General features: G+C 71.7%; 12 protein-coding genes and 1 pseudogene. 8 read left to right on the top strand and 5 right to left on the bottom strand.

The window, feature by feature from the left end; all coding sequences use genetic code 11:
* Positions 1 to 571 precede the first annotated feature (571 nt).
* The 3 genes from KN815_RS41235 to KN815_RS41225 all read left to right on the top strand — a co-directional run bounded on the left by KN815_RS41235 (position 572) and on the right by KN815_RS41225 (position 4,088).
* Positions 572 to 2,041 carry an aldehyde dehydrogenase family protein gene (locus KN815_RS41235; protein WP_216346912.1) on the top strand — a complete coding sequence of 490 codons (1,470 nt, stop codon included), beginning with the start codon at positions 572 to 574 and terminating at the stop codon, positions 2,039 to 2,041.
* A 108-nt stretch (positions 2,042 to 2,149) separates the two neighbouring features.
* A complete protein-coding gene (locus KN815_RS41230; protein ID WP_216346911.1) occupies positions 2,150 to 3,694 on the top strand; it encodes a GMC family oxidoreductase in 1,545 nt (514 codons plus the stop codon).
* Positions 3,695 to 3,854: 160 nt separating this feature from the next.
* On the top strand, positions 3,855 to 4,088 hold the full coding sequence (locus KN815_RS41225; protein WP_216346910.1) for a hypothetical protein: 234 nt from the start codon (positions 3,855 to 3,857) through the stop codon (positions 4,086 to 4,088).
* Positions 4,089 to 4,264: 176 nt separating this feature from the next.
* On the opposite strand, the gene KN815_RS41215 is transcribed toward KN815_RS41225, so the two are convergent.
* Positions 4,265 to 5,059 (bottom strand): IclR family transcriptional regulator, encoded by a 795-nt coding sequence (locus tag KN815_RS41215; RefSeq protein WP_216346909.1) that lies wholly within the window; start codon positions 5,057 to 5,059, stop codon positions 4,265 to 4,267.
* 204 nt (positions 5,060 to 5,263) lie between these two features.
* On the opposite strand from KN815_RS41215, the gene KN815_RS41210 reads away from it, so the two are divergent.
* Positions 5,264 to 5,740: a cytidine deaminase family protein gene (locus tag KN815_RS41210; protein WP_216346908.1), complete on the top strand. Its 477-nt coding sequence runs from the start codon at positions 5,264 to 5,266 to the stop codon at positions 5,738 to 5,740.
* A gap of 50 nt (positions 5,741 to 5,790) precedes the next feature.
* Here KN815_RS41210 and KN815_RS41205 read toward each other — a convergent pair whose 3' ends face one another.
* Positions 5,791 to 6,705: a LysR family transcriptional regulator gene (locus KN815_RS41205; protein WP_216346907.1), complete on the bottom strand. Its 915-nt coding sequence runs from the start codon at positions 6,703 to 6,705 to the stop codon at positions 5,791 to 5,793.
* 639 nt (positions 6,706 to 7,344) lie between these two features.
* On the opposite strand from KN815_RS41205, the pseudogene KN815_RS41200 reads away from it, so the two are divergent.
* The 4 genes and pseudogenes from KN815_RS41200 to KN815_RS41185 all read left to right on the top strand — a co-directional run.
* Positions 7,345 to 7,695, top strand: a pseudogene (locus KN815_RS41200) (dimethylsulfone monooxygenase SfnG); the annotation flags it as partial.
* 76 nt (positions 7,696 to 7,771) lie between these two features.
* Positions 7,772 to 8,326, top strand: a complete 555-nt coding sequence (ssuE, locus tag KN815_RS41195) for an NADPH-dependent FMN reductase (RefSeq protein WP_216346906.1) — start codon at positions 7,772 to 7,774, stop codon at positions 8,324 to 8,326.
* 2 nt (positions 8,327 to 8,328) lie between these two features.
* Positions 8,329 to 8,790, top strand: a complete 462-nt coding sequence (locus tag KN815_RS41190) for an acyl-CoA dehydrogenase family protein (protein ID WP_308403699.1) — start codon at positions 8,329 to 8,331, stop codon at positions 8,788 to 8,790.
* A 30-nt stretch (positions 8,791 to 8,820) separates the two neighbouring features.
* Positions 8,821 to 9,981 carry an LLM class flavin-dependent oxidoreductase gene (locus KN815_RS41185; RefSeq protein ID WP_216346905.1) on the top strand — a complete coding sequence of 387 codons (1,161 nt, stop codon included), beginning with the start codon at positions 8,821 to 8,823 and terminating at the stop codon, positions 9,979 to 9,981.
* A gap of 18 nt (positions 9,982 to 9,999) precedes the next feature.
* On the opposite strand, the gene KN815_RS41180 is transcribed toward KN815_RS41185, so the two are convergent.
* The 3 genes from KN815_RS41180 to KN815_RS41170 all read right to left on the bottom strand — a co-directional run.
* Entirely contained in the window at positions 10,000 to 10,185 is a 186-nt protein-coding gene (locus KN815_RS41180) for a hypothetical protein (RefSeq protein WP_216346904.1), read from the bottom strand.
* 27 nt (positions 10,186 to 10,212) lie between these two features.
* Positions 10,213 to 10,374, bottom strand: coding sequence for a hypothetical protein (locus tag KN815_RS41175; protein ID WP_216346903.1), 162 nt, complete (start codon positions 10,372 to 10,374; stop codon positions 10,213 to 10,215).
* A gap of 26 nt (positions 10,375 to 10,400) precedes the next feature.
* Positions 10,401 to 10,634 (bottom strand): zinc ribbon domain-containing protein (locus KN815_RS41170; RefSeq protein WP_216346902.1); only part of this gene is annotated, 234 nt, incomplete at its 5' end.

The raw sequence follows: 10,634 nt of genomic DNA, 5'->3' as shown, positions 1-10,634 counted from the left end.
GCTCGGCGGGCTCGGCGGGCTCGGCGGGCTCGGCGGGGCCGCCAGGCTCGCCAGGACCTCCAGGGTCACCGGACCGCCAAGGCCATCGGGCCACCGGACCGCCAGGACCACCGAGCCACCGGGGCCGCCAGGCTCGCAGGGCCACCGGACCACCAAGGGCACCGAGCCACCGGACCGCCAGGGCCACCGAGGCCACCAGGGCTGCCGGAGCCACCGGACCACCGAGCCACCGAGCCACCGAGGCCACCAGGACCACCGGAGCCGCCGGAGCCGCCAAGGCCACCGGACCACCAAGGCCACCGGGCCACCGAGCCACCAAGGCCGTCGAGCCACCGAGGCCACCAAGGCCGCCGGGCTCGCCGGAGCCGCCGAGTCCACCGGGGCGCCCGCTCACGCCCCCACCGCGCCCGCTCACATCCCCACCGCGCCCCCTCACATCCCCGCCGCCCCCGCGCCTCCCCCACGCCGTGCGCGCGTGACCCGTGCCGCTTACGCTCAGTGTGTGGGCCGGCCGGGTGCGTCGACGGATCCGCCTTGGGACCGGCTCTGTCGTCCGAGCCCGGAGGAGCCCATGCCGGAGCTGTTCATCGGCGGCCACTGGACGACCGCCCGCGACGGACACAGCCGCGAGATCCGCTGTCCGGCGGACGGCTCGCTGGTCGCCGTGGTCGACGAGGCGGGGCCGGGCGACGCCGCCGCCGCGGTGGCCGCCGCCCGGGACGCGTTCGACCGCGGATCGTGGCCCGGCACCCCGGCGGCCGACCGGGGCGGGCTGCTGCTGCGGGTGGCCGATCTGCTGGAGCGCGAGAAGCCGACGCTCGCCCGCGCCGAGTCCCTGGACACCGGGAAGCGGATGGTCGAGAGCGAGTACGACCTCGACGACATCGCGAACTGCTTCCGCTACTTCGGCAATCTCGCCTCCTCCGCCGGGGCCGGCCGGGTGGTGGAGGTGGGCAGCGCGGAGATCGACAGCAGGGTGGTGCACGAACCGGTCGGGGTCTGTGCGCTGATCACGCCGTGGAACTACCCGCTGCTCCAGACGGCCTGGAAGGTGGCGCCCGCGCTGGCCGCCGGGAACACCTTCGTCCTCAAGCCCAGCGAGCTGACCCCGCACACCGCGATCCATCTGATGCGGCTGCTGACGGAGGCCGGGCTGCCCGGTGGCGCCGGCAATCTGATCCTGGGTTCGGGGGCCACCGCGGGCGCGCCGCTGGTCACGGACGAACGGGTGGACATGGTGTCGTTCACCGGCGGGGTGGCCACCGGGCGCTGGATCATGTCGGCCGTCGCGCCCACGGTGAAGAAGCTGGCCCTGGAGCTGGGCGGCAAGAACCCCAACATCGTCTTCACCGACTGCGATTTCGACACCGCGGTCGACTACGCGCTCACGGCGGTGTTCCTGCACTCCGGGCAGGTCTGCTCGGCCGGCGCCCGGCTGCTGGTCCAGGAGCAGTTGCATGACGCGTTCGTCGACGAGATCGTGCATCGCGCCCGGAACATCCGGCTGGGCGGGCCGTTCGACGAGAACGCCCGCACCGGGCCGCTGATCTCCGCCGAGCACCGCCAGAAGATCGTCGACTATGTGGCGGCGGGGATCGACGAGGGGGCGGTGCTGCGCTGCGGCGGTACCCCGCCCGACGATCCGGAACTGGCGAAGGGCCACTACTTCCTGCCGACCGTCCTGGACGACTGCACCCCGGACATGTCCGTGGTGCAGGAGGAGTCCTTCGGCCCGGTGCTCACCGTGGAGCGGTTCCGGGACGAGGACGAGGCCATCGCGCTCGGCAACGACACGGTGTACGGCCTGGCGGGCGGGGTGTGGACGCAGGACGCGGAGAAGGCGCAGCGGGTGGCGTCCCGGCTGCGGGCCGGGACCGTATGGATCAACGACTTCCATCCGTATGTCCCGCAGGCCGAGTGGGGCGGGATGAAGCAGTCGGGTGTCGGCCGTGAGCTGGGCCCGTCGGGGCTGCACGAGTACCAGGAGCTCAAGCACATCTGGCGCAACACCGCGCCCCGTCCGCAGCGGTGGTTCGAATGACCGCTCCCTTCCCTGGTGGGAGGGGATTCCTTGCTCAGGCTGCCTCCGGGACCCGTACCGGTGTGCTCGCCGAACACGCGGCCGCCACCGCCCCGTGAGGAGAGGCCCGTGGACCAGTTCGACTACGTGGTGGTGGGCGGCGGTACGGCCGGATCGGTCGTCGCGGCGCGGCTGTCCGAGGACCCCTCGGTGCGCGTCTGCCTGCTGGAGGCGGGCCCGTCCGACGTCGGGGACGACAACATCCTGCGGCTGAACCGCTGGATGGGGCTGCTGGGCTCCGGCTACGACTGGGACTACCCGGTCGAACCGCAGGAGAAGGGCAACAGCTTTCTGCGCCACGCCCGCGCCAAGGTGCTCGGCGGCTGCTCCTCGCACAACTCCTGCATCGCCTTCTGGGCCCCCGCCGAGGACCTCGACGAATGGGCCGCCATGGGCCTGGACGGCTGGTCGGCCGCCGACTGCTTCCCGCTCTACCGGCGTCTGGAGGACAACGACGCGCCCGGCGACCACCACGGCCGCGGCGGCCCGGTCCGGATCCGCACCGTGCCGCCCGAGGACCCGTGCGGCCGGGCGGTGCTGGCGGCCTGCGAGGAGGTGGGCATCCCGATCACCCCGTTCAACACCGGGACGACGGTGACGCGCGGCGCCAACTGGTTCCAGATCAACGCCCGCGAGGACGGCACCCGCTGCTCCGCCTCGGTCGCCTACCTCCACCCCGTCATGGACTCCCGGCCCAATCTGGAGGTGCGCACCGGGTTGCAGGCCAAACGGCTGGTCCTGGACGAGAACCTGCGCTGCACCGGCGTCGACTACCTCTCGCCCGATCTGATCCACACCCTGCGGGTGCACGCCCGCCGCGAGGTCATCGTCTCCTGCGGCGCCATCGACACCCCCAAGCTGCTGATGCTCTCCGGCATCGGCCCGGCCGGACATCTGCGGAAGACGGGGGTGGAGGTGCTCGTGGACTCCCCCGGGGTCGGTGGCAACCTTCAGGACCACCCCGAGGGCGTCATCATGTGGAACGCCGAGCAGCCCATGATCAACACCTCCACCCAGTGGTGGGAGATCGGCATCTTCGCCGCCACCGAGCCCGATCGGGACCGCCCGGACCTGATGTTCCACTACGGCGCGACGCCCTTCGACATGAACACCTACCGCCGTGGCTACCCCACCTCGGAGAACGCCTTCTGCCTCACACCGAACGTCACCCGGGCCCGCTCCCGGGGCACCGTACGGCTGGCCACCCGCGACTTCCGCGACAAGGCGCGCGTGGACCCCCGCTACTTCACCGACCCCTACGACATCGACATCATGACCCGCGGTCTGCGCCTCGCCCGCAAGATCGCCGCCCGGCCCGCGCTGGCCCTGTGGGCGGGCGCGGAACTGACCCCCGGGCCCGATGTGCACGGCGACAACGAGCTGGCCGCCTACATCCGCGAGACCCACAACACCGTCTACCACCCGGCGTGCACGGTGCCGATGGGCGCGCCCGACGCCCCGGACGCTCCGCTCGATGCGCGGCTGAGGGTCAAGGGTGTGACGGGGCTGCGGGTCGCGGACGGCTCGGCGATGCCGTATCTCATCGCCGTCAATCCGTGCATCACGACGATGATGATCGGCGAGAAGTGCGCGGACATGATCAAGCAGGTCTGATCAAGCAGGACTCCTTCTACTGTTCCCCAACTCCTGTGGCCATTGAGGGCATTGGCACACCCCGGCCACAGGATTCCCTTGAGCCCATCCGCTGACGGCCACCACTCTGATCGCACCTTCCGACAGGAGAGTCGGATGCGATGAGGGAGGAAGCCGGCCGATGCGAAGATTGCGTCGCTTCTTGGCCGTGGTGGGCGCCGCCGGGGTGATGGGCGCCATGGCCGCCCCGGTGGCCAGCGGCCGGCCGTCCCAGGCCGCCGTGGAGACCCCACCGGTCCATACGCAGCAGCACACGGTCACCCTGATCACCGGCGACACGGTCAGCGTCAGCACCGGTGCCGACGGAAAGTACGCCGTGGAGGTGGAACGAGGCGCGGGCCGCGAGCCGGGGTGAGTCTGCGCACCCTGCGCCGCCGGGTCAGCGACCTCCAGCTTCGGCTGGCCGCCACCGGCCGCTTCCAGGCCGGTGTGCGCGCGGCCCACCGGGGTTGGGCCTGAAAGCGGCTGGATCTGTAGCTCACCGCGGCGGCTGGGCCCCGGGTCCACCGGAGCCGGGGCTGAACGAGCCGTCTACGGGCGCCACTGCGGGCCCGTGCCGGCCTCCCTCGGCACGACCGCCTCGATCTTCGCCCGGATCTCCCGCATCACCCCGACGATCCGCTCCTCCCGCCCCTCCGTCAGCCGGGCCGTCGGCACGGAGCAACTGACCGCGTCCACCGCCGGGACGTCGTACCGCAGGGCGAACCCGAAGCCCACGATGCCCACGACCCCCTCCTCCCGGTCGACCGCGTGGCCCCGCTCCCGCACCCGCGCCAGATCGGCGAGGAGCGCGGCGCGGGTGCGGTGGGTGTTGGGCGTCATCGGCGCCAACTCCTCACCCTTCAGCGGGAGTTCCCCGTCGATCCGCTCGGCGAGCAGCGCCTTCCCCAGTGCCCCCACATGGGCCGGAAGCCGCCGCCCGACCCGGCTGAACGGGCGGAGGTACTCATGCGACTCCCGGGTGGCCAGATAGACGACATCGCCGCCGTCCAGCCGGGCGAGATGGATGGTCTCGCCCAGCACGTCGGACGCCTCGTCCAGATACGGCCGCGCCGCCCGCACCCGTGGATCGCTGTCCAGATAGCTGGTGCCGGTGAGCAGCGCGCGGATGCCGATCCCGTACAGCGAGCCGGTGACGTCGGTACGCACCCAGCCGCGGTCGATCAGGGTCTTGAGCAGGGCGTACATACTGCTGCGCGGGACCCTCAGCTCCTCGGCCAGCTCGCGCAGCCGGGCGGGCTGGTCGCCGCGCGCGGCAAGCAGCTCCAGCAGTTCCACGGTGCGGCCCGCGGACTTCACCTCGCGCACCCCACCGGTTTCCGCCATGGCGCACATCGTAACCGCGGCCGCACACCTTGACGTCGAACCGATTCATCGCTTCCATCGTGAGGCGAGCGAACCCACGTCGACACCACCGGCCGGCTCGCCTCCGACGACCTCTCGGACTCGGTCCACCCCAACGACAAGGGCCAAGGGCCACCGCACCATCACCGACCGCCTGGCGCCGGTCATCTCTGCCAAGCTCCAGGCATGACTACACCTCATTCTGTCGACCATGACCTCATCCAGGCCGCGACCCAGGTGGCGGCCGCGCGCAGCCGCGGGGACAACCACAACGTGGCGGCGGCGGCCCGCGACCGGGACGGGCGAATCGTCACCGCGATGAACGCCTACCACTTCACCGGCGGCCCCTGCGCCGAGCTGGTCGTCATCGGCGCGGCGGCCGCCCAGGGCGCGTACGACCTGGTGACCATGGTCGCCGTGGGCGACCGCGGCCGCGGGGTGATCCCTCCCTGCGGCCGCTGCCGCCAGATGATGCTCGACTACTTCCCGGACCTCCGCGTCATCGTCGGCGCGGGCGAGCGCCTGCGCGCCGTGCCCGTCGCCGAGTTGCTCCCCGAGAGCTACCGCTGGCAGGACCATCAGGAGCACGACGACCAGCAGGAGCACGACGGCCAGCAGGAGCACGGCGACCGCCAGGGGCGCGACGACCGGCCCGCGCCGTGACCGCGTCCCGCGTCTACCGCAGGTGAGCCGCCACGCCCCCGGGCCCGCGCTCAGGGAGCCGCAGGCGTCCCCGCGCGCCGTACGAAGAGCTGGTGCAGATCGCGTACGGCGCGCGGGACGGAGCCCGAGCGGCGGCGCTGGATCACCAGCAGCACCTCGGTGGCCTCGCCGTCCGCGAGCGGCCGGTGGGTGATCGTGCCCCCGCGCTCCAGGGGGTCGCCGATGACGCTGAAGTCGGGGAGCACGGTGACGCCGAGCCCCTCGGCCACCATCAGCTTGCCCATTTCGGCGCCGTCGGTGGAGTACGAGAAGGAGGGGGTGCGCCCGGCCAGCAGCCGGTGGATGAAGCGGTGCATGAGATAGCCGGAGCGCATCACGATCAGCGGTTCGCGCCCGTCCGCCAGATCCGCCGCGCTCACCGCCGGACGGGCGGCCAGCGGGCTGTCGGGGCGCAGACAGACCACCGGTCGGCCGCGCAGCAGCTCGGTGGTCTCGAGGTCGGGCGGGACGTCGTCCCCGCGGAGGTAGTTGACCAGGCCCAGGTCGACGCTGCCTTCCAGCAGCGCCCGGTGGATCTCGGTCTGCTGCGCGCCCACCACCTCGACCTGGGTCACCGGGTGGGTCGCGCGGAACTCCCGGACGGCCGGGATCAGCAGCGGGACCGTCGCGGTGTTGACCGTGCCCAGCCGGATCATCCGGCTGACCCGGTGCTGGTCACCGGCTGCGCCGCGCAGCCGGTCGACGGCCTCGATGACGGTGGCGATATGCGGCAGCAACTCCCGCCCCTCCGCGCTGATCGTGGCTCCGGAGCGCTTGCGTTCCAGCAGATCCACGCCGAGTTCGCGTTCGAGGTTGCGTACGGTCTCGCTGAGCGCCGGCTGGGACAGATGCAGTTCCTCGGCGGCGCGGCGGAGTGAGCCGAGGCGGGTGACCGCGGCGATGTATTCGAGCTGTTCAATGCGCACACGGCGCACCATGCCCGCCAGGTGCGACCGCTTCAAGGGGATCCCTATCACGGTCTCATGAATACCGATTCACTCCCCGGCCCGCGTCCCGGGTAATCTCGAAGCGGGCACCGCGGAATTCCGCGGCGCGGCCCATGCGTCCGGGATATGGAATGGCGCCCGGGCCTTCTTGACCGGCAGGACTTCTCCCTGGTTGGATCGGTGACATGAAGCGACAGGACCTCACGCGGCGACGCCATGTCGATCTCGCGCGTGTCTCCAGCGCGTCCTGTTGCTGTCCGGCTTGACCTGACGCCGGGTCCCAGCGAGCCCTGAGGGATCGCCTCCGCTTCGCTCCCCGCCGCCTCCCATGATCGGGAAAGGCTTTTGGCCGCCGCCACCGAGTAAACGCGGCCGCGCTGCCCCGCCTTTGGCGCCCATTCACGCTGCCCGGTCTTTCCGCGCCCCCGCCCAGATGAATTCCGCTCGACGCCGGGGCGCCGATTCGTCATGCCCGTATTCGCTCCACCGGGAGTTCCCGATGCCCGCAGAACCCCTCCGTTTCGCCTATTGGGTGCCCAATGTCAGCGGCGGACTGGTCGCCAGCACCATCGAGCAGCGCACCGACTGGGGCTACGACTACAACCGCGATCTGGCCGTGCTCGCGAGACCCTCCGCGAGATCGTCGCCAAGGCCGACACCGAGGCCGTGGACGGCTTCCGCGGCGCCGTCCAGCAGGCGGGCCGGTCCACCGCCGACGGCAAGGGCATGTGGCAGGACTCCTCCTTCGAGGACCTGGTCCAGTACAACGACGGCTTCCGTACGGGGCTGATCGGCACCCCCGAGCAGATCGCCGAGCGCATAGTCGCCTACAAGCGGCTCGGCGTGGACCTCTTCCCGCTGGGCTTTCCGCACTACCTGGAGGAGGTCGAGTACTTCGGCGAGCGGGTGCTGCCGCTGGTCCGCGAGCTGGAGGCGGAGCTACCGGAGCCGGTGCCCGCGCTGTCCTGACCGCCGCCGCCGTTCCCGCCGCCGTTCCCACCGGCTCCCGATCCCACCGCCTCGACCGCATCACGAAGGGTTGCTCATGGCCACCGTACTGTCCCTCTCCGGCTCCCCCTCCGCCACCTCCCGCACCGCACGGCTGCTGCGCCACCTGGACGCCCGGCTGACCGCCCAGGGCCATCAGGTGGTGCCGCTCGACGTCCGCACCCTGCCCGCCGCCGCGCTGCTCGGCGCGGACTTCTCGCATCCGGCCATCGTCCGGGCCAAGGCGCTGGTCGAGCAGGCGGACGGGCTGGTCGTGGGAACACCGGTCTACAAGGCCGCCTACTCCGGGCTGCTGAAGTCCCTGCTGGATCTGCTGCCGCAGTACGCGCTCGCGGGCAAGACCGTGCTGCCGCTGGCCACCGGTGGCACCACCGCCCATGTGCTGGCCATCGACTACGCGCTGCGGCCGGTGCTGTCCTCCATGGGCGCGGCCCATATCGTCCAGGGCTGGTTCACCCTGGACAAGGACATCACGGTGGAGCCGGACGGCGGGGTGAGCGTGGCGGCGGGGGCCGCCGAGGCGCTGGAGCAGGTCGTCGACCAGTTCTCGGCGGCGCTCGGCCACAGCACCGTCCTGGCCGCGGCGAGCTGACCGTGCCGTCCCTGCCCGAGCCCGCCCATGTCATCGCCGATGACACCGAGGCGCTGAAGGTGGCCGAGGCGCTGAAGGTGGCCGAGGCGCTGACCGAGGAGTTCCGTACCGGCGCCGCCGAGCGCGACGCACGGCGCAGGCTGCCGCGTGCCGAAGAGGCCCTGCTGTCCGCCGCCGCCCGGGCGGTGGACACCGCCCGTGGCCGCCTCGACGCGGCCACCGCGGCCGAGGCGTCGATCGCGGTGGCCGCGGCGAAGGTGGCGGCGGCCAACGCGGCGGTGGAGACGGGCAGTTCGCTGTTCGAGGTGTCCGGCACCCGCTCGGCCCTGGACGCCCTGGGCCTGCACCGCCACTGGCGGGACGCCCGTACGCACACCCTGCACGACCCGGCCCGCTGGAAGGTCCAGCACATCGGCCGCTATGTGCTGAACGGCACGAAACCACCCCGCCACGGCCTCCTGTAGCACCTGCTCACCCTTGATCGGAGTCGCACCATGTCCCTCACCTTCCACTGGTTCCTGCCCACCAACGGCGACAGCCGCCATGTCGTCGGCGGTGGCCATGGCACCCCTGTCACCTCGGCCGGAGGGGACCGCCCGCCATCCGTCGGCTATCTCTCCCAGATCGCCCGCGCCGCCGAACACCTCGGCTTCGAAGGCGCTCTCACCCCGACCGGCGCCTGGTGCGAGGACGCCTGGCTGACCACCGCGATGGTCAGCCAGCACACCGAGCGGCTGAAGTTCCTGGTGGCCTTCCGGCCCGGCTTCCTCTCGCCCACCTTCGCCGCCCAGATGGCCTCCACCTATCAGCGGCAGACCGGCGGCCGGCTGATGCTCAACGTGGTCACCGGCGGCGAGAGCCATGAGCAGCGCGCCTACGGCGACTTCCTCGACAAGGACGCCCGCTACGCCCGCACCGGCGAGTTCCTGGGCATCGTCCGCGATCTGTGGGACGGCAAGACCGTCGACCACGTCGGCGAGCACCTCCATGTCGAGGGCGCCAGGCTGGCCCGGCTCCCCGACCCGCTCCCGCAGGTGTACTTCGGCGGCTCCTCCCCCGCCGCGGGCCAGGTCGCCGCCCGCCATTCGGATGTCTACCTCACCTGGGGCGAGCCCCCCGCCGAGGTCGCCCGGAAGATCGCCTGGATCCGCTCCCTCGCCGCCGAACAGGGCCGTACGATCCGCTTCGGCATCCGGCTGCATGTCATCACCCGCGACACCGCCGGGCAGGCGTGGGCCGAGGCCGGCCGACTGCTCGACGGCTTCGACCCGGAGACCGTGCGCTCCATCCAGGCCGGGCTCGGCCGCAGCGAGTCCGAGGGCCAGCAGCGCATGCTCGCCCTGCACGGCGGCAGCCTGGACAACCTCGAGATCTACCCCAACATCTGGGCCGGGGTGGGCCTGGTGCGTGGCGGCGCGGGCACGGCTCTGGTGGGCAGCCACGCCGAGGTCGCCGAGCGGATCGCCGAATACCACCGCCTCGGCATCGACGAGTTCATCCTGTCCGGCTATCCGCATCTGGAGGAGGCGTACTGGTTCGGCGAGGGCGTCCTGCCCCTGCTGCTGCGGCAGGGGCTGTGGTCGCATCCCTTCCACTCCCCCGCCACCGCCGAACAGCCCACCGCCCAGGTCCCGTTCGCGGCGGCGGGGAGCTGACGGCGTACAGCTCGGTGGTCAGGCACCCCTCCACCCGGTGCGGCGCAGCCAGTCCTCGAAGGTCATCAAGTCGGGGTGCAGACGGCGCAGAAGGGTGATGTCCCGGTCGCGGGTGTAAAGGTCCCGGTCGGCGAAGAACTGGAACATCGCCACGTAGTCGTGTCCGAAGTCGGGGACGGCAGCGCGCAGGTCGTCGTGCGGCATCGGGAGGTAGGTGCTGGGGACGCCCGTTTACGGCGCCGTGGTCAGCACCGACACGTGGTTCGTGTACCGGCCATCGGTCTCCTGGCGGAGCATCTCCTCCGACCGCATCAGGCCGATGTGGGCGGCCACGGCGGCCTTGCTGTCGAAGTGCGGGACAGGGTGGCCGGTCAGGGTCACCGCGCTGTCCAACGAGGACCAGTTGACTTCTCCTCCGCTTAAAGGCGGGGGATTCCAGCGGTCGCCCGCTGGGGTTCCTGCTTCACCGACGACCGCCCCGTCCGGGAGGACTCCCGTTGAGGTCTCACACCGTCTCCACAGGCAGACACCGCCAGCCCGGCGGCCAGGATATTGCGTGCCGCGTTCACATCGCGGTCATGCACAGCGCCACACTCACACGTCCACTCACGGACGTTCAACGGCAGCTTCCCACGGACCGTGCCACAGGCCCC

Origin of the sequence: Streptomyces niphimycinicus (assembly GCF_018883605.1) — a bacterium.
GTDB lineage: Bacteria > Actinomycetota > Actinomycetes > Streptomycetales > Streptomycetaceae > Streptomyces > Streptomyces niphimycinicus.
This window is presented reverse-complemented; position numbering and strand designations above follow the sequence as displayed.